At 60.0% G+C, this 17,953-nt stretch carries 18 protein-coding genes; 13 read left to right on the forward strand and 5 right to left on the reverse strand.

The window, feature by feature from the left end:
* Positions 1-62: 62 nt before the first annotated feature.
* Positions 63-791, forward strand: a complete 729-nt coding sequence (locus IIA05_09535; protein ID MCH9027343.1) for a ferredoxin--NADP reductase — start codon at positions 63-65, stop codon at positions 789-791.
* Here the strand turns inward: IIA05_09535 and ettA are convergent.
* Positions 788-2,458 (reverse strand): energy-dependent translational throttle protein EttA, encoded by a 1,671-nt coding sequence (ettA, locus tag IIA05_09540; protein MCH9027344.1) that lies wholly within the window; start codon positions 2,456-2,458, stop codon positions 788-790. The genes IIA05_09535 and ettA overlap by 4 nt on opposite strands.
* Before the next feature lie 325 nt (positions 2,459-2,783).
* Here ettA and IIA05_09545 point away from each other — a divergent pair, with 325 nt between their 5' ends.
* The 11 genes from IIA05_09545 to IIA05_09595 all read left to right on the forward strand — a co-directional run bounded on the left by IIA05_09545 (position 2,784) and on the right by IIA05_09595 (position 12,229).
* On the forward strand, positions 2,784-3,722 hold the full coding sequence (locus IIA05_09545; GenBank protein MCH9027345.1) for an acetoin utilization protein AcuC: 939 nt from the start codon (positions 2,784-2,786) through the stop codon (positions 3,720-3,722).
* A gap of 62 nt (positions 3,723-3,784) precedes the next feature.
* Positions 3,785-5,053 (forward strand): serine hydroxymethyltransferase, encoded by a 1,269-nt coding sequence (locus tag IIA05_09550; GenBank protein MCH9027346.1) that lies wholly within the window; start codon positions 3,785-3,787, stop codon positions 5,051-5,053.
* A gap of 27 nt (positions 5,054-5,080) precedes the next feature.
* Positions 5,081-5,593 (forward strand): transcriptional regulator NrdR, encoded by a 513-nt coding sequence (gene nrdR / locus IIA05_09555; protein MCH9027347.1) that lies wholly within the window; start codon positions 5,081-5,083, stop codon positions 5,591-5,593.
* Positions 5,594-5,616: 23 nt separating this feature from the next.
* Positions 5,617-6,699: a bifunctional diaminohydroxyphosphoribosylaminopyrimidine deaminase/5-amino-6-(5-phosphoribosylamino)uracil reductase RibD gene (ribD, locus tag IIA05_09560; GenBank protein ID MCH9027348.1), complete on the forward strand. Its 1,083-nt coding sequence runs from the start codon at positions 5,617-5,619 to the stop codon at positions 6,697-6,699.
* 3 nt (positions 6,700-6,702) lie between these two features.
* Positions 6,703-7,305 carry a riboflavin synthase gene (locus IIA05_09565; protein ID MCH9027349.1) on the forward strand — a complete coding sequence of 201 codons (603 nt, stop codon included), beginning with the start codon at positions 6,703-6,705 and terminating at the stop codon, positions 7,303-7,305.
* Positions 7,302-8,459, forward strand: a complete 1,158-nt coding sequence (gene ribB, locus IIA05_09570; GenBank protein MCH9027350.1) for a 3,4-dihydroxy-2-butanone-4-phosphate synthase — start codon at positions 7,302-7,304, stop codon at positions 8,457-8,459. Before IIA05_09565 ends, ribB begins: the two co-directional genes overlap by 4 nt.
* Complete coding sequence (ribE, locus tag IIA05_09575) at positions 8,447-8,923, forward strand: 6,7-dimethyl-8-ribityllumazine synthase (protein MCH9027351.1); 477 nt, start codon at positions 8,447-8,449, stop codon at positions 8,921-8,923. The genes ribB and ribE overlap by 13 nt, the downstream gene beginning before the upstream one ends.
* A gap of 3 nt (positions 8,924-8,926) precedes the next feature.
* The gene (nusB, locus tag IIA05_09580; GenBank protein MCH9027352.1) at positions 8,927-9,415 is read left to right on the forward strand and encodes a transcription antitermination factor NusB; all 489 of its coding nucleotides are present in this window, start codon (positions 8,927-8,929) and stop codon (positions 9,413-9,415) included.
* A 12-nt stretch (positions 9,416-9,427) separates the two neighbouring features.
* On the forward strand, positions 9,428-10,399 hold the full coding sequence (gene thiL, locus IIA05_09585; protein ID MCH9027353.1) for a thiamine-phosphate kinase: 972 nt from the start codon (positions 9,428-9,430) through the stop codon (positions 10,397-10,399).
* Between the two features lie 3 nt (positions 10,400-10,402).
* Entirely contained in the window at positions 10,403-10,891 is a 489-nt protein-coding gene (locus tag IIA05_09590; GenBank protein MCH9027354.1) for a phosphatidylglycerophosphatase A, read from the forward strand.
* Between the two features lie 36 nt (positions 10,892-10,927).
* Positions 10,928-12,229, forward strand: a complete 1,302-nt coding sequence (locus IIA05_09595) for a protein kinase (GenBank protein ID MCH9027355.1) — start codon at positions 10,928-10,930, stop codon at positions 12,227-12,229.
* A 361-nt stretch (positions 12,230-12,590) separates the two neighbouring features.
* Here IIA05_09595 and IIA05_09600 read toward each other — a convergent pair whose 3' ends face one another.
* The 4 genes from IIA05_09600 to xseB all read right to left on the reverse strand — a co-directional run bounded on the left by IIA05_09600 (position 12,591) and on the right by xseB (position 16,648).
* Positions 12,591-13,400, reverse strand: coding sequence for a GTP cyclohydrolase I FolE2 (locus IIA05_09600; GenBank protein ID MCH9027356.1), 810 nt, complete (start codon positions 13,398-13,400; stop codon positions 12,591-12,593).
* 106 nt (positions 13,401-13,506) lie between these two features.
* Positions 13,507-15,390 carry a 1-deoxy-D-xylulose-5-phosphate synthase gene (gene dxs, locus IIA05_09605; protein MCH9027357.1) on the reverse strand — a complete coding sequence of 628 codons (1,884 nt, stop codon included), beginning with the start codon at positions 15,388-15,390 and terminating at the stop codon, positions 13,507-13,509.
* Between the two features lie 109 nt (positions 15,391-15,499).
* On the reverse strand, positions 15,500-16,399 hold the full coding sequence (locus IIA05_09610) for a polyprenyl synthetase family protein (GenBank protein MCH9027358.1): 900 nt from the start codon (positions 16,397-16,399) through the stop codon (positions 15,500-15,502).
* Between the two features lie 9 nt (positions 16,400-16,408).
* Positions 16,409-16,648, reverse strand: a complete 240-nt coding sequence (gene xseB, locus IIA05_09615) for an exodeoxyribonuclease VII small subunit (protein MCH9027359.1) — start codon at positions 16,646-16,648, stop codon at positions 16,409-16,411.
* Between the two features lie 323 nt (positions 16,649-16,971).
* Between xseB and IIA05_09620 the strand changes: the two genes are divergently transcribed.
* On the forward strand, positions 16,972-17,953 hold a 982-nt coding region (locus tag IIA05_09620; GenBank protein MCH9027360.1), incomplete at its 3' end, for a catalase-peroxidase.

Below are 17,953 nucleotides of genomic sequence, written 5' to 3' on the forward strand. Positions count from 1 at the left end.
TGCAAATTTCCCGGGGGCGGTGCTATGATGCGCCGCCTTTGAGCATACAGGTCCCCGGCTAGATGGCTTTCAAGATTTTTCCATTGCGGCTTTTAGAAACCCGCCACGTTACCCCGAGCATCCTGCACCTGGTGTTTAGCCGCGATGACGGGGAGGAATTAACCTACCAGGCCGGTCAGTTCATCAACATTCATTTCGAAAACGACGGCAAAAAAATCCATCGCAGTTACAGCATCGCCAACAAACCCGGTGACGACTACGTGGAAATCGCCATGTCGCCGGTCGAAGGAGGCCGCGCGACCCGGCTTTTGTCCGCTTTGTCTGCCGGCGATGTGATCGAGGGCAGTGGGCCGTATGGCCGCTTCGTTTTGAAAGACGAGGAGCCGACCCGCTATGTGCTGGTGGCGACCGGCACCGGCGTTACCCCGTACCGTTCGATGTTGCCGCTGCTCGAAGAACGCATCGGGCGGGGATTTTCCGCCGATGTGCTGCTGGGTACCTGGCGTCGTGAAGAAGCGCTCTACGCCGAGGATTTCCTCGCGCTGGCGAAGAAGCTGCCGGGCTTTACTTTCCATGCCTGTTACAGCCGCGAGATGCCGGATGAGTTAGCCGACCATGAGTGCCAGGGCTATGTTCAGGCTCGCATGCAGCAACTGGAGCTGGATCCTGCGCGCGACATTGTTTATTTGTGCGGCAATCCCGACATGGTCGATCAGGCCCTGGCCTGGCTGAAAGAGCTGGGCTTCCCGATCGCGCGCGTGCGCCGTGAAAAATACCTGTTCGCGCGTTAGGAGCCTGTCAGTTTTTTATACTTGATGCGATGCGGTTGGGCGGCTTCTTCGCCCTTGCGCCGTTTCAGGTCCAGTTCGTAATCGGCATAGTTGCCTGTGAACCAGACCACCTCGCTGTTGCCCTCAAAGGCGAGGATGTGGGTCGCTATGCGATCGAGAAACCAGCGGTCATGCGATATCACCACCACGCAACCGGGGAAGGCGAGCAACGCTTCTTCCAGTGCACGCAGCGTCTCCACATCGAGGTCGTTGGTCGGTTCATCGAGCAGCAAAACGTTGCCGCCGGATCGCAACAGCTTGGCCAGGTGGACACGGTTGCGTTCGCCGCCTGACAGGTCGCCGATATGTTGTTGCTGGCCGGTCCCTTTAAAATTGAAGTGGCCGACATAGGCTCTCGAGGGCGTCTCGTAATTGCCGACCTTGATTATGTCCTGGCCGTCGGAAATTTCCTGCCAGACGGTCTTTTTGTCGTCGAGGAGCTGGCGCGACTGGTCCACGTAGGCGAGTTCCACCGTTTCGCCCAGACGGATCGTGCCGGAGTCCGGTTTTTCCTGGCCGATCAACATCCGGAACAAGGTGGTCTTGCCCGCGCCGTTTGGCCCGATCACGCCGACGATGCCGCCGGGCGGCAGGTTGAAGTCCAGGCCGTCGATCAGCAGCTTGTCGCCAAAGGCCTTGCGCAGATCTTTGACCTCGATCACCAGGTCGCCCAGCCGCGGTCCGGGCGGGATATAGATCTGGTTGGTTTCGTTACGCTTTTGGGTTTCTTGCGACGATAGTTCCTCGAAGCGTTGCAGACGTGCTTTCGCTTTGGCCTGCCGGCCCTTGGGGTTGGTGCGTACCCATTCCAGTTCCAGTTTAATGGTCTTGATGCGCGCCGACTCGGTTTTCTCTTCTATTGCCAGGCGTTTTTCTTTCTGTTCCAGCCAGGATGAGTAATTGCCTTGCCAGGGAATGCCGTAGCCGCGATCGAGTTCGAGTATCCAGCCGGCGACATTGTCGAGAAAATACCGGTCATGGGTAACGGCGATGACGGTGCCGGGATACTCCTCGAGAAATCGTTCCAGCCAGCCCACCGATTCCGCATCGAGGTGATTGGTCGGTTCATCGAGCAGCAGCATGTCGGGCTTGGCGAGCAGCAGGCGGCACAGGGCGACGCGGCGTATTTCGCCACCGGACAACTTGCTGATATCGGCATCCCACGGCGGTAACCTCAGGGCATCGGCCGCGATTTCCAGGGTGCGCTCGAGGTGGTGTCCGTCATCGGCGTGCAAAACGTTTTCCAGCTGCGCCTGTTCTTCGGCCAGTTTGTCAAAATCTGCATCGGGTTCGGCGTAGGCGGCATAGATTTCGTCGAGACGCGCCTGGGCATCGGTAATCTCGCTGAGGCCTTCTTCGACATTTCCCCTGACATCCTTGGCGGGATCGAGTTGGGGTTCCTGTGGCAGGAAACCGATCTTGATGCCGGGTTGCGGTCGCGCCTCGCCTTCGAACTCCGTATCGAGTCCGGCCATGATTCGCAGCAGCGTGGATTTTCCGGCGCCGTTCAGACCGAGAACGCCGATCTTGGCGCCGGGGAAAAAGCTCAGGGAAATATCACGCAGGATGAAGCGCTTGGGTGGCACGATCTTGGCCACCTTGTTCATGGTGTAAATAAACTGTGCCATTACATCTTTTATGGGTTTGGCCGGACGGCCGCGGATTATCCGTTGATTGTCCGGATAAGCCAAGCAGAATCAGTTAATGAGTCGTGGCAATGATGATGTTTCGATGGGCGATGGTCGTATAGGGGGCTGCGGTCGGCATGAGATTGTAGTTTCGCGGGCCGCTGTATTACCCACTGCTAGATGAACTTCGTTCCGAATCGAGCTGTGGGTAATACAGCGGCCCACAAAACAATACTGGTAGACGGCAGCCCCGGTCAGCCCTGACGCTGCGATGGACAATCGGGCGCGTTGTTGCCAGTGTCTGTGGGATGTGCGGGAGTGAGCGATGGATAAGCGGGTAGGCTTGGCGGTCGGCGAGCAAATCGCCGCTTATGGTTTTGGCGATGACCATCCGTTTGGCTACGATCGCCACGATGTGTTCGTGGATGCGCTGGAGCGGCAGGGTTTGCTGGATGGTCTGCGGCGAACGCCCATTCGCCAGGCCAGCGACGATGAGCTGGGGAGTTTTCACAGCGCTGGTTACCTGGCGAAGGTTCGTGAGCTGTCAAAAACCGGTGCCGGTTATCTGGACCTGGGCGATACGCCGTCATTTGTGGGCATGTACGAGATTACCGCCTGTGTGGTGGGTGCGGTTCTCGAAGCGGCGCGCGCGATCATCGAGGGCGAAGTGGACCGGGGTTTCGTGCCCATCGCCGGCTTGCATCACGCTTCGAGAACATCGGCCGCCGGTTTTTGCGTGTTTAACGATTGTGGGGTGTTGATCGAGCAACTGCATAGTCGCTGGGGTTTCGAGCGCATCGCCTATGTCGATATCGACGCGCATCACGGTGACGGTGTGTATTACGGATTTGCCGACCAGCCTTGGCTCATTTTTGCCGATCTCCACGAGGACGGCCGCTATCTTTATCCGGGGACCGGTGCGGCCGCGGAAACCGGCACCGGCGCGGGCGAGGGGTTCAAGCTCAATATCCCGATGGCGCCCGGCGCGGGGGACCGGGAGTTCATGGCTGCCTGGCCGCGGGTTGAGGAGTTCCTCGAACGGCACGACCCGCAATTTGTCATTTTGCAATGCGGTGCGGACAGCCTGGCCGGCGACCCGATCACCAATCTTCGCTATACGCCGGCAGCGCACGGTCATGCCGCTACCCGGCTTTGCCGGTTCGCCGGCGGCAAGGTGCTGGCCCTGGGAGGAGGTGGCTACAACCGGGCAAACCTGGCCGCTGGCTGGAGCCGCGTCGTCAAAGAGTTTATGGCGGTAGCTTAAGCCGCGACGGTACAATAAGCGTTTTGCGCGGACCCCCGCGGCAAAATGACAAAAGGAATGCGATGTTCAGCAAGGAAATGACGATCGCGGGTTTTGATGACGAGCTGTATCAGTCCATCGAGGCTGAGCGTCGCCGCCAGGAAGAGCATATCGAGTTGATCGCCTCGGAAAATTACGCCAGTCCGCGGGTGCTGGCGGCGCAGGGCAGCGTGTTGACCAACAAGTACGCCGAGGGCTATCCCAAGAAACGGTATTACGGCGGCTGCGAGAATGTCGATGTCGCCGAGGCGCTGGCGATAGACCGGGCCAAAGAGCTGTTTGCAGCCAGCTATGCCAATGTGCAGCCGCATTCCGGGTCCAGCGCCAACATCGCGGCTTACCTGGCGATGATGGACCCCGGCGAGACGCTGCTCGGCATGAGCCTGGCCCACGGTGGCCATCTGACGCACGGCTCGAAGGTAAATTTTTCCGGCAAGGTGTTCAATGCCGTCCAATACGGCCTGGACGTGGCGACCGGCGAGATCGATTACCGGCAGGTCGAGGACCTGGCCAAAGAGCACCGGCCCAAGGTCGTGGTCGCCGGATTTTCCGCCTATTCGCGGATCGTGGATTGGGAGCGTTTCCGGGCCATTGCCGATGAGGTCGGCGCCTATCTTTTTGTCGACATGGCGCATGTCGCCGGCCTGGTCGCCGCGGGTCTTTACCCGAACCCGGTGCCGATCGCCGATATCACGACGACGACGACGCACAAGACCTTGCGCGGTCCGCGCGGTGGCCTGATCATGGCCCGCGAGAATGCGGAGCTGACCAAAAAAATCAACTCGCTGGTTTTTCCAGGAACTCAGGGCGGCCCGTTGATGCACGTGATCGCGGCCAAGGCGGTCGCGTTGAAGGAAGCCATGCAGCCTGATTTCAGGGTTTACCAGGAGCAGGTCGTGGAAAACGCCAGGCTGATGGCCCGGATCTTGATGGATCGTGGCTACAAGGTCGTTTCGGGCGGCACCGACAATCATTTGTTCCTGGTTGACCTGATCGACAAGGACATTACCGGCAAGGATGCGGACGCCGCGTTGGGGCGGGCCAATATTACGGTCAACAAGAACGCCGTGCCGAACGATCCGCGTTCGCCGTTCGTCACCAGCGGCTTGCGCCTGGGAACGCCGGCGGTAACGACCCGTGGTTTTGGCCAGCCGGAAATCGAAAAGCTGAGCAACTGGATTGCCGATGTGCTCGACGATCTGGACAATAACGGCACGATAGAAAGGGTGCGGAACGAGGTGCTGGCGCTGTGTACCCGGTTCCCGGTCTATCGCGCCGCAGAGTCGGCTTAACGGCAGGGTCGCCTGACGGTTTCCGCTATGCATTGTCCCTTTTGTGCCCACGAAGAGACCAAGGTCATCGATTCCCGGCTGGCCGGCGATGGCCGTCAGATCAGGCGCAGACGCGAATGCCTGGGTTGTGCCGAGCGTTTTACGACTTTCGAATCGGCCGAACTGGTGATGCCGAGGATCGTCAAGCGGGATCAAAGCCGCCAGCCTTTCGACGAAGCGAAGCTGCGCCAGGGCATGCTCAAGGCGCTGGAGAAGAGGCCGGTCAGCAGCGAAGACATCGAGGCCGCGGTGCAGCGTATCGTGCATGCCCTGGCAACCCAGGGCGAGCGGGAAATTCCGGCGGGGCAGCTTGGCGAGGCGGTCATGCGCGAATTGCATCAGCTAGACCAGGTGGCCTATGTGCGCTTCGCCTCGGTGTACCGCAGTTTCCAGGACGTCGACGCTTTTCGCGAGGAGATCGAGCGTCTGCAACTGATGCCGTCAGCCGAATTCGAACGCGAGCAGATGTCGCTGCTGCCGAACGACAAGAAAAAGAAATGAGCAAAGCCATCGACAACCGCTACATGGCCCTCGCCGTTCGGCTTGCCCGCCGCGGACTGTATTCGACGCCGCCCAACCCGCGGGTCGGTTGCGTGCTGGTTCGCGACGGGCAGATTGTTGGCAGGGGCTGGCATAAGAAAACCGGCGGGCCGCATGCCGAGCTGACGGCGCTCGCGAAGGCCGGCGAGCAGGCTCGCGGCGCGGAGGTTTACCTGACGCTGGAACCGTGCAGCCATCACGGCCGGACCCCGCCGTGCAGCCAGGCGCTGGTCGAAGCCGGCGTGGCCAGGGTGGTCGTGGCGCAGCGCGACCCCAACCCGCAGGTCGATGGTCGCGGTATAGCCGATCTTGAAAAAGCCGGCATCGTCGTCGAGACCGGTTTGATGGCGGCGGTGGCCGAAGCGATCAATCCGGGGTTCAACAAACGGATGCGCAGCGGCCTGCCGTTTGTCCGCTCCAAGCTGGCGACCAGTCTCGATGGGCGCACGGCGATGGCCAGCGGGGAGAGCCAGTGGATAACCGGGGAGGCGGCGCGCCAGGATGTACAGCACTGGCGGGCACAAAGTTGTGCAGTCCTCAGCGGCAGCGGCACGGTAATCGCCGATAACCCGTCGTTGAATCAACGGCTGGCAGGCGAGGAACGCCAGCCTCTTCGGGTCATCGTGGACAGCGGGCTGCGGGTACCGGTCGATGCGAAATGCCTGAACCTGGATGGACCGCGATTGCTGGTGACAACCGCTGACAAGATACCGCTGGCGGGCGCCTACCAGGATCGCGGGATCGAGGTGCTGGGTTTGGCGCCCAGACCCGATGGCAAGGTAGACCTGCGCCAGTTGATGCTCGAACTCGGGAAACGGCAAATCAACGAAGTCATGGTCGAGGCGGGGCCGCTGCTCAACGGCGCGTTGCTGGCCGCAAAGCTGCTCGATGAATTGCTGGTTTACCAAGCGAGCCACGTCATGGGCGACGAGGGCCGCGGGATGTTTGCGATTCCCGGCTTAGTCAAAATGAATCAGCGCATCCAGTTCGAGCGCAAGGACCTGCGCATGATGGGCGCCGATCTGCGACTGCTTTTCACGGTCAAACACCGGGACGATAGCGGGTAGTTCATGTTCAGTGGAGTCATCCAGGCCATCGGGTCCATCAAGTCGCGCCAGCCCAAAGGCGGCGACCTGATGCTCGAGATAAACGCCCCCGGGCTGGGGCTGGACCAGGTTGCGATCGGCGACAGCATTGCCGTCGATGGCGTATGCCTGACCGCAACCACGGTGAACGAGCACAGTTTTGTCGCCGATCTGTCCACGGAAACCCTGGCCTGCAGCGCCTTGGGCCGGAAACGGGCCGGCGATCCGGTCAACCTGGAAAAAGCGCTTTGCCTCGGCGATGCGCTGGGGGGTCACCTGGTCAGCGGGCATGTCGATGCGGTCGGCAAATTGCTCGGCCGGCGCGACGATGCGCGCTCGGTGGTGATGACTTTTTCCCTGCCGGAGAGCGTTGCGCGTTTCGTCGCGGCGAAAGGGTCGATTTGTATAGACGGGGTCAGCCTCACCGTCAACCGGGTTAGCGACAGCGGTTTTACAATCAATGTTGTCCCGCATACGCTGGAGGCGACTACAATGGGGCGGTATCGTGGCGGTACCGAGGTCAACCTGGAAGTGGATTTGGTGGCAAGATATATCGATCGCCTGATGGGCGGGGACCGGGGCATATGAACAGTATTGAAGAAATTCTCGAGGATCTGCAAGCAGGCCGGATGGTCGTTATCGTCGACGATGAGGATCGCGAAAACGAGGGCGATTTGTTGATGGCTGCGAGCCTGGTGCGTCCGGAGGACATCAATTTCATGGCCAGGTACGGCCGCGGCCTGATCTGCCTGACGTTGAACCGGCAACGCTGCCAGCAATTGCGCCTGCCGCTGATGGTCAGCGAAACCGATGGCAGGCACGGCACCAATTTCACCTTGTCGATCGAAGCGGCCGAAGGTGTGACCACGGGTATTTCGGCGCATGACCGCGCGCAGACGATCAAGGCCGCGGTCAGCCCGGACGCCAAGCCGGACGACCTGCGGCAGCCCGGCCATATTTTCCCGATCATGGCGCAACCTGGCGGAGTCCTTAACCGCGCGGGGCATACCGAAGCCGGTTGTGACCTTGCCCGTCTTGCCGGTCTCGATCCCAGCGCCGTCATCGTCGAGATACTGAACGACGACGGCAGCATGGCGCGGCGGCCGGATCTGGAAAAATTCGCCGGCGAGCATCAACTCAAGATGGGAACCATCGCCGACCTGATCAGCTATCGGTTGCGCACCGAACATTCGATCGAGCGCATCCTGGAGCGCCAGGTACAAACCAGTCACGGCGATTTCCTGATGGTCTGCTACGAAGACCACGTGAACCGCAATGTGCATTTCGCGCTGATCAAGGGAGAGATCGGCGGCGACCAGCCTACCTTGGTCCGGGTGCATTTGCAGGACAGCCTTGGCGATGTGGTGGGTCTCACCGGTCGCGAATTCGGCTGGCCGTTGCCATCGGCGATGGAAAGGATCGCCCGCGAAGGCAGCGGCGTGCTGGTGATACTGCGTCATGGCGAGGATCCCGGCGCGATCATCGAGACTTTACGCAATATCGGTAAACCCGAGCCGGACAAACCGGCGGGCAGCAGCCGGGTCCTGCGTACCTATGGCACCGGCGCCCAGATTCTGCGGGATCTCGGGGTGAGCAAGATGCGGGTGATGAGTGCACCGCGTCAGTTGCATGGCTTGTCCGGTTTTGGCCTGGAAATAGTCGGCTATGTCGATGACGAGCAGGCTCCCGGGCAAGGATTAAACTATGGCAACACGACGCGGGACCAGACATGCAAAACATAAAAACAATTCGAGGCGATCTGAACGCGAGCGACTTGCGGGTTGCGATCGTCGCCGCGCGATTTAACGAGCTGGTGGTCGAGAGCCTGATTAAAGGGGCGCTGGATAGTTTAATTAGCCACGGCGCCAGCGACCGGAATATCACCCTGGTGCGGGTCCCCGGCGCAGTCGAGATGGGGCTGGCGCTCGAAAAAATAGCCGCCAGCCAGCAACACGACGCCATCGTGGCATTGGCCGCGGTGATCCGTGGAGCGACGCCGCATTTCGATTATGTCGCCGGCGAATGCGCGCAAGCGGTCAGCCGGGTCAGTACCCGCCATGGCGTGCCGATCGGTTTTGGTATCCTGACCGTCGATACGATTGAACAGGCGCTCGAGAGAGCCGGAACCAAGGCCGGCAATAAAGGTTCCGATGCCGCGTTGGCTGCAATCGAGATGGCCAGTCTTTTGCGCAAGCTGGAAGCCTGAGAAATGTCCAGCCACACCGAGGTGCGCGCGAGGCACCGGCGCAGTCGCGCCCGGCGGCTTGCATTGCAGGCTCTTTATTCCTGGCAGCTTGCCGGCGAGCCTGTGGAAGATATCTATAAGTATTACAGCGAGGATCGGGATTTCGAACGCACCGATGCCGCCTATTTCAAGGAACTGCTGCTGGAAATAACCAGCGACAGCGAGTCGTTGAACATTCTCCTGGCGAAGTACGCGGACCGGGATCTCGATCAGCTGACCCCGGTTGAACACGCGATACTCTGGGTGGGCCTGTTCGAGCTTCGCGACCACCTCGAAGTGCCTCACGCCGTGGTGATCAACGAGGCTGTGGAGTTGAGCAAGAAATTTGGCGCGGAAAACGGTCACCGTTACGTCAATGCGGTACTCGACAAGGCGGCCAAGGATCTCAGGACCGCTGTTACCGGTGAGTGGAAAACCATGAGAGCGCATGCCCCGGACAAGAAAAAGGACTGAGCGGGGCAAGCTGTGACCGGCGAATCCGAGATCATCGAACGGTATTTCCGCCAGGGCTTTGCGGATGGCCGGGGTGTTAGGACTGGCATCGGCGATGACGGTGCGGTGCTGCGCGCGCCAGACCACGCCGATGAAATCGTGGTCAGTTGCGACACGCTTATCGACGGCGTGCATTTCCCGAAACAACATGGCAGCCGCCACGCGGCCGATCTGGGTTATCGGTGCCTGGCGGTCAACCTCAGTGACCTGGCTGCAATGGGCGCCGACCCGCTGTGGTTTACGCTGGCGCTGACCATGCCGAGCGTGGACGAGGACTGGCTGCAGGCTTTTAGCAGCGGGCTGCGCGAATGTGCCGCGGAGGCGAATATCGCCCTGGTCGGCGGCGACACCTGCTGCGGCCCGCTCGCTTGCACCATCCAGGTCATCGGTTCCGTGCCGCAAGGACAGGCGCTGTTGCGCAGCGGCGCGGCTGCGGGCGATGCCATTTATGTCAGCGGAGACCTGGGTGCGGCGGCGGCCTGGATACGAGGCCTGGAGCATGCGGAACCCGCTGTCGATCTCGCGGGTCTAGCAGCCAGATTCTGGCGGCCCGCGGCGCAGCTTGCACTCGGCAAGGCATTACGTAAGTTGGCAAGCGCCGCCATCGATATATCGGACGGGCTGGTCCGCGACCTGGCTCACGTTTTGCGAGCCAGTCGCCTGGGGGCAAAATTGCAGCTCGAAGATCTGCCGCTATGTGAAACCCTGCGCAAGTTTGCCGACCATGAGCAAACCGTAAAAATGGCGGCCGGCGCGGGCGATGATTATCAACTTTGTTTCACGATAGCCGACCACAAGCAGCAAAAACTGGAGCGCCTGGCAAGCGAGCTGGATATCCGGCTCACCCGGATCGGCCAGACCACGGAGGGTGAGCACATCGAAATTTTCTATAACGATCAACCGGTCTCACTGGACCACACGGGCTTTGGTCATTTCGCGGGGTAAGCAATGAACCAGACACGGCCAGGCCCGGGCGTCCTGAAAGATCCGGTGCATTTCGTCGCCATGGGCTTTGGCGCCGGCCTGCTTCCGTATGCCCCGGGCACGGCGGGAACCTTGCTTGCCGTGTTGCTGGAGCTTGGCGCCAGGCAATTGCTGCCCGGGGTCTTGCAGCGGTCGATCCTGGTGGTCGCGATGATCGGTCTGGGTATCTGGGTCTGCCATGCCAGCGCCCGCAAACTGGGCCAGCACGACCATCAGGCCATCGTCTGGGATGAGATCTGCGGCTACTTCCTGACCATGCTGGCGGCGCCGCCGGGATGGATCTGGATCGTCGCCGGGTTTTTGCTGTTCAGGGTATTGGATATTGTAAAACCGTGGCCGATCCGAGAGGTGGATCACAGAATTGGCGGGGGTTTCGGCATTATGCTCGACGACATTGTAGCGGGCTTTTTTAGCGCAGCGGCCATTTTGGCGGCGCGGGGTCTGCTGACATGACGGATTTTGCCAATAATGTCGAACAAAACCGTAAAAATGAAAACCATAAGCAAGTTTCCAACGCCGGCGAACCTACCTGAAAAGATTGGCAAATACGCGATCATCAATGAAGTCGGCAAGGGAAGTACCGGCACCGTATATCTTTCGCATGACCCTTATTACGGGCGAGATGTCGCGATCAAGGTTTACAACAGCGCAGCCGGGGGTGACGATACCGATGCCGACATGGCTCGCAAAATGTTTCTCAGCGAAGCCCACATGGTGGGTATGCTGCAACACCCGAATATCCTCCCTATTTACGACGCCGGCGAAGAAAACGGCCGCTACTACGTCGTTACCGAACACATCCATGGCGGGCGTACCTTGTCCGCCTACTGCAAACCCGACAACCTGCTGCGCATCGACGACGTCGTCGAGATAATTTACAAGTGCGCCAAAGCGCTGCATTACGCGCATACCCGTGGCGTTATTCATCGCGACATCAAACCCAGCAACATCATGCTGAATACGGAAAGCGATGTCCGGATCATCGACTTCGGCATCGCGCTGGTCGCCGATTCCGAGGTATCGCGGATCGAGGGCATCGCCGGATCGCCGAGTTACATGTCGCCCGAGCAGGTCCAGGGCGAGGAAATCACTTCCGTTTCGGATGTGTATTCGCTGGGCGCCATGATGTACGAAATGTTGACCGGGTTCAGGCCGTATCGCGCGAGCAGCCTGGCAAAGCTGTTGCACCAGATTGTTTATGCGACGCCGGAGCCGATCCACAAATTGCGTCCGGATATCCCGGAAGACCTCGAGCGGATCTGTACGAAGGCCATGCACAAAGATCCCGGAAAACGCTATGCCAACGGCACCAGTTTTGCCGCTGACCTGACTCGGGTATTCCAGAAACTGAGGAGCCAGCAGGCTGCCATCGATCAGCGGGAGCGTTTCGATATCTTGCGCCGGTTGCGATTTTTCCATGAATTTTCGCATTCGGAAATATGGGAAGTCCTGCGCGCCAGCGACTGGCGGGAATGGCCTGCTGACGAGGAGATTGTCCGCGAGGGCGAGGCCGACGATCGTTTCTATATCATCGTGGCCGGCAATGTGCATGTCGTGCACAATGGTGAGAAAGTCGGCATGCTCGGTGCCGGCGAGTGTTTTGGCGAGACCAGCTATGTGCAGAACGCGAAACGCACGGCGACCATCAGGTCGGATGGCGAAGTCATTGTCCTTCGGGTCAGCTCGACGCTGCTCGAGCAGGTTTCGTCTTCTACCCAGTTACGTTTCGTCAGGGTGTTCTTGCAGAATATGATCGAGCGCCTGCAGCGCTCCGGCACCGCCCAGACCTGATCCCCTGCTCATCGAACTCAATTCAGCGCTGGAATCAGCTTCCCGCGATAGTTGGCGTTGATGCTTTGATGGGTGATGGTGGTATTGGGAATGGGGTCCGTCTGTAGATCGGGGGGTTGCGGGCCGCTGGTTTACCCACTGCTAGATGAACTGCGTTCCGAATCGAGCTGTGGGTAAACCAGCGTCCCACAACGGTCGGCGTTGATGCTTGGATTGGCGATGGTGACATGCAGGCTACAGATAAACTTCGTTCCGAATCGAGCTGTGGGTAAATCAGAGTCCCACAAAAAGGTGCTGGGAGATTGCGGCCCCCGTCAACTGTTAGCTTTGATGCTTCGATGGTGGTGCTGGGGACAGGCTGCTAGTCCTTGTCGTACTCGATCAGTGCGTAAGCCGAGTGGTTGTGGATTGACTCGAAGTTTTCAGATTCGATGACGTAGGCGCGTACGCGATCATCGGCATTCAGCCGGGCGGCGATATCGCGGACCATGTCTTCGACGAACTTGGGGTTGTCGTAGGCTTTCTCGGTAACGTATTTTTCGTCGGGGCGCTTCAGGATTCCGTAAAGTTGGCAGGATGCCTCGCTTTCGGCGAGGTCGATCAGCTCTTCGAGCCACATGAATCCTTCGATGCGCGCGTTGATGGTTACGTGTGAGCGCTGGTTGTGAGCGCCGCGATCTGAAATGCTTTTCGAGCATGGGCACAAAGAGGTAACCGGGACCACCACCTTGATCCAGATGCTGTTTTTTCCGTCGCGGCGTTCCCCGGCAAAGGTTACTTGATAATCGAGCAGGCTTTGTACACCGGATACGGGCGCAGTCTTGTTGACGAAATAGGGGAAACTCATTTCTATGTGACCGGCATCGGCGTCCAGCCTGTCGGTCAGTTCGCTGAGCATCTCCTTGAATGACTTGACCGTAATTTCACGTTCGTGCAGGTTCAGGATCTCTACGAATCGCGACATGTGCGTGCCCTTGAAATTGTGCGGCAGGTTCACGTACATATTGAAATTGGCAATCGTGTGTTGTTCGCGGCCGGAGCGATCGCCGACGATGACCGGGTGGTAAATATCCTTGATGCCGACCTTGTTGATCGGGATTTGTCGCAGATCCGCGCTGCCTTGCACGTCCTCGATCGCACCGGTTTCGTGCTTCTGTTCTTCTCTGGCCATGCTTGTTTCTGCTTTGTTCATTTCTTCGGGCTGGTCCGCATTTGGGTTAAGCAGGTCAGTATAGTCCTTGTCAGGAGGGATTTCCCGGTATCCTGGCGACGGCGGGCTACAGGCTCTGCGCCTTTGTTTCGGTGGGCCACCAGCGCCGGATCCCGCGCAGCACGCTTTCTCTGTCCAGACCGGCGTCGCGGCGGCAGCTCTCCTGCGAGCCGTGCTCGATGAAAGCATCGGGTATCCCCAGGTGCAGCAGGGGAATCTGCACTGCATGCGTGGCCAGCAGTTCGGCCACCGCGCTGCCCGCACCGCCGGCAATCACGTTTTCTTCCAGGGTGATGATGCCGCCATGGGTCTTCGCCATTGTCAGGATCAGTTCTTCGTCCAGTGGTTTGACGAAGCGCATGTTGACGACCGTGGCATTGAGTTCCGCGCCGGCAAACATCGCTGTTTCCAGCATGGCGCCGAAGGACATGATGACCAGGTTTTTGCCCTCGCGCCTGATCTGCGCCTTGCCGATCGGCAGCGCCCGCATTTCTTGCTCGACGTCGACCCCGGGACCGTTGCCTCGCGGGTATCTGACGGCTGCCGGCTGGTCGAGGGTGATGCCGGTATAGAGCATCTGGCGGCATTCGTTCTCATCGGCCGGCGCCATCAGTACCAGGTTGGGAATGGCGCGCATATAGCTGAAATCAAAACTGCCCTGGTGGGTCGCGCCATCGCTGCCGACCAGGCCGGCGCGGTCGATCGCGAACAGCACCGGCAGCTTTTGCAACGCGACGTCGTGAATTAGCTGGTCATAGCCGCGTTGCAGAAATGTGGAATAGATCGCGACGACGGGCTTTAGTCCTTCGCAGGCCATGCCGGCCGCGAGCGTGATGGCGTGTTGCTCGGCAATCGCCACATCGAAATAACGGTCGGGGAAGCGTCTTTCGAATTCGACCATGCCCGATCCTTCGCGCATCGCCGGCGTGATGCCGATTACCCGCTCGTCCTGTTCCGCCATATCGCACAACCAGTCGCCAAAAATTTTCGAATAGGTCGCTCCCGGCGCCGGCTTTTTGTGGAACACGCCGGTCGCGGCATCGAACGGCCCGGGTCCGTGCCAGGTGATCGGGTCTGCCTCGGCCGGTTCATAGCCTTTGCCCTTGCGGGTGACGATGTGCAGAAACTGCGGGCCTTTGAGATCGCGAATGTTTCTTAGCGTGGAAATCAGGGTCGGCAGATCGTGGCCATCGATCGGCCCGATAAAATTCAGTCCCATTTCCTCGAACAGCGTGCCTGGCAACACCATGCCCTTGAAATGTTCTTCGGACCGCCTGGCCAGTTCCCAGACCGTCGGCATTCGTTCCAGCACTTTTTTGCTGCCCTCGCGCAGGTGTGAATAAATTCGGCCCGACAATATTCGCGCCAGGTAGTTGGACATCGCGCCGACGTTCTCGGATATGGACATGTCGTTGTCATTGAGGATGACCAGCAGATCGATGTCCAGCGACCCGGCGTGGTTCATCGCTTCGAAGGCCATGCCGCCGCTGAGTGCGCCATCGCCGATCACGGCGACCACCCGGCGATCCCCTTTTTGGTGCGCATTCGCGATCGCCATCCCCAGGGCAGCGCTGATCGAGGTGCTGGCATGACCGCCCCCGAAAGTGTCGTACTCGCTCTCTTCGCGTTTCGGGAACGGCGCCAGGCCGCCTTCTGTTTTTATCGTATGCAGCAGATCGCGCCGGCCGGTCAGCACTTTGTGCGGGTAGGCCTGATGACCGACATCCCAGACCAGCCGGTCGTGCGGCGTGTTGAAAACGTGGTGCAGGGCGACCGTCAACTCGACCGTGCCGAGGCCGGCTGCAAAATGCCCGCCCATGGTGCTGACGGTGTCGATCAGATAGGCGCGCAGCTCGTCGGTCAGCGTCTGTAATTCATCGGCGGACAGGCCGCGCAACACGGACGGATCGTCTATCCGCGACAACAACGGTTGTTGGTCTGCAGCGCTCATGGGTTAATCGTTTCCGTCGCCGGTTCTGTGGGGGCCTTTCGGCCGGGCTGGGCCGATTATCCGGCAGTTGTCCCGTGGTATACAAACACTATCTCGACACAGCAGTCGCTTAGCGTTGCCGGCTGACGATGTACTCGGCCAGTTCCTTGAGCCTGTCGGCCTTGCTGCCCATGGGTTCGAGTGCGGCACAGGCGCTGCTGGCGAGGTCGGCCGCCTTGCTTTCCGCAGCTTCCAGGCCAACCAGAGCCGGATAAGTCGCCTTTTCCAACGCCTGGTCCGCCCCGGCCGTTTTTCCCAGGGTCCGGCTGTCGCCGACCACATCGAGAATATCGTCCTTGATCTGGAACGCCAGCCCGATATCGCGGCCATACTGCGCCAGTCCCTGTGCCACCTCGGCGGGTAGTCCGGGACAGCAAAGCGCGGCCATTTTGACGCAGGCCTGGATCAGGCGACCGGTTTTCAGCAAATGCATTTGCTCCAGTTCTCCTAGACTGAGCACTTTCCCGGTCGCCTCGATATCGACGATCTGGCCACCGGCCATGCCCGAAGTACCCGCGGCCTCGGCGAGGCACCGGATGATCGCCAGCTTGCTCCGGGTGTCGCTCGGGCCCGGGCCGGGGCGGGAAAGTACGCTGAACGCGAGAACCTGCAAGGCGTCGCCGGCGAGGATCGCGGTCGCTTCATCGTAAGCGCGATGCAAGGTGGGTTTGCCGCGGCGGAAATCGTCATCGTCCATCGCTGGCAGGTCATCGTGGATCAGCGAATAAGCGTGGATCATTTCCACGGCGCAGGCCGGCCCGTCGAGTACCGACAGTTCGATCCCCAGCGATTCGCCGGTCAGGTATACCTGTAGCGGCCTGATGCGCTTACCGCCGCCAAGCACCGCGTAACGCATTGCCGCGTGCAACCGCTCCGGCGGTTCGCTCACCGGCGGCAGGTATTGCTCCAGCGCGTTTTCGACGCGCAGGCGATAGCCCTCGATGAGGCTGGTCAGGGGCGGTTCGTTCATTGGGGTCCGTTATTCGCCAGCTTCGTCGTAGGGCTCGGTGGTTTCCGTCTCGCTGCCCGCCAGCAGAATTTCCACCCGCTGCTCCGCCGCTTGCAATGCTTTCTGGCAGTTACGCGTCAGTTCGATACCGCGCTCGAATTGCTTGAGCGTCTCTTCCAGGGGCAGTTCGCCTCGTTCAAGGTTTTCGACCAGTGACTCTAGTTCCGCGAGGGCTTTTTCGAAGTCCGGTTGGCTGGTTTTCTTTGACAATGCTTGTCTCCTCAAACGGCCGAGCTTACCCTACACAGGCCCCGACTGGCGGTCAATGCAGGTGTTTGACAGCGGCCCGGCCAGCGGTTATATTTTCATTCTAGAATGATTCTAAATTGATGTTTACTCATCGAACTGCTCAGTTCAGGAGACCATTGTGGAACTCAAAGACAGTAGCTGAACAACCTCGCAGCTTGAGATCGGGCGGCCCCAAGTCCTGGGATGAGGAAGCCCTCAAAAAAGGAAACCACCCAGGTCTTCGAGATCTTCCATGGCTGCCGGATATGTTTGAAAAAGAAATGCAGAACACGATTGGAGAGATTATGACGAGCGAACAAAGCAAGTGCCCGGTGATGGGCACCACTCACCAGGCCGTTGGCGGCACAGCGAACCAACACTGGTGGCCGAACCAATTGAACCTGCGGATCCTCGGCCAGAACCACCCCCGGGCAGATCCCAACGGCGAGGAGTTCGACTACGCCGAGGAGTTCAAGAGCCTCGACTTCGAAGCCCTGGCGAAGGACGTCGATGCGCTGATGACCCAGTCGCAGGACTGGTGGCCGGCCGACTACGGCCACTACGGACCGCTCTTCATCCGGATGACGTGGCACGCCGCAGGTACGTACCGCATCGCCGACGGCCGTGGCGGCGGCGGCAGCGGTAACCAGCGCTTCGCCCCCCTCAACAGCTGGCCCGACAACGTGAACCTCGACAAGGCGCGCCAGCTGCTCTGGCCGATCAAGCAGAAGTACGGCCGGAAGATCTCGTGGGCCGACCTTCTGATCTTCACCGGAAACCGCGCCCTGGAGACGATGGGCTTCAAGACCTTCGGCTTCGGCGGCGGCCGCGAGGACATCTGGGCGCCCGAGGAGGACGTCTACTGGGGCCCGGAGCGGGAGTGGCTCGGCGACGAGCGCTACAGCGGCGACCGGGAGCTGGCGAATCCCCTCGGCGCCGTTCAGATGGGCCTGATCTACGTCAATCCGGAGGGGCCGAACGGTAACCCAGATCCGCTCGCTGCAGCAAAGGACATTCGAGAAACGTTCCGCCGCATGGCGATGAACGACGAGGAAACGGTTGCGCTCATTGCCGGCGGACACACGTTCGGCAAAACCCATGGTGCTGCCGCGGACCAGTACAAAGGTCCCGAACCCGAGGGTGCCAGCATCGAGGAGCAAGGCCTTGGCTGGAAGAGCAGCTATGGCAGCGGCAAAGCCGGCGATACGATCAGCAGCGGGCTCGAGGGCGCCTGGACCAACGATCCGATCACGTGGGACCACGGCTACTTCGAGAACCTGTTCAAGT

The organism is Pseudomonadota bacterium (assembly GCA_022572885.1).
GTDB lineage: Bacteria > Pseudomonadota > Gammaproteobacteria > Steroidobacterales > MnTg04 > MnTg04.

Coding starts and splice junctions, on each gene's coding strand:
- IIA05_09535 (MCH9027343.1), top strand. CDS start 63: ATGGCTTTCAAGATTTTTCCATTGCGGCTTTTAGAAACCCGCCACGTT.
- ettA (MCH9027344.1), bottom strand. CDS start 2,458: ATGGCACAGTTTATTTACACCATGAACAAGGTGGCCAAGATCGTGCCA.
- IIA05_09545 (MCH9027345.1), top strand. CDS start 2,784: ATGGATAAGCGGGTAGGCTTGGCGGTCGGCGAGCAAATCGCCGCTTAT.
- IIA05_09550 (MCH9027346.1), top strand. CDS start 3,785: ATGTTCAGCAAGGAAATGACGATCGCGGGTTTTGATGACGAGCTGTAT.
- nrdR (MCH9027347.1), top strand. CDS start 5,081: ATGCATTGTCCCTTTTGTGCCCACGAAGAGACCAAGGTCATCGATTCC.
- ribD (MCH9027348.1), top strand. CDS start 5,617: ATGGCCCTCGCCGTTCGGCTTGCCCGCCGCGGACTGTATTCGACGCCG.
- IIA05_09565 (MCH9027349.1), top strand. CDS start 6,703: ATGTTCAGTGGAGTCATCCAGGCCATCGGGTCCATCAAGTCGCGCCAG.
- ribB (MCH9027350.1), top strand. CDS start 7,302: ATGAACAGTATTGAAGAAATTCTCGAGGATCTGCAAGCAGGCCGGATG.
- ribE (MCH9027351.1), top strand. CDS start 8,447: ATGCAAAACATAAAAACAATTCGAGGCGATCTGAACGCGAGCGACTTG.
- nusB (MCH9027352.1), top strand. CDS start 8,927: ATGTCCAGCCACACCGAGGTGCGCGCGAGGCACCGGCGCAGTCGCGCC.
- IIA05_09590 (MCH9027354.1), top strand. CDS start 10,403: ATGAACCAGACACGGCCAGGCCCGGGCGTCCTGAAAGATCCGGTGCAT.
- IIA05_09595 (MCH9027355.1), top strand. CDS start 10,928: ATGAAAACCATAAGCAAGTTTCCAACGCCGGCGAACCTACCTGAAAAG.
- IIA05_09600 (MCH9027356.1), bottom strand. CDS start 13,400: ATGGCCAGAGAAGAACAGAAGCACGAAACCGGTGCGATCGAGGACGTG.
- dxs (MCH9027357.1), bottom strand. CDS start 15,390: ATGAGCGCTGCAGACCAACAACCGTTGTTGTCGCGGATAGACGATCCG.
- IIA05_09610 (MCH9027358.1), bottom strand. CDS start 16,399: ATGAACGAACCGCCCCTGACCAGCCTCATCGAGGGCTATCGCCTGCGC.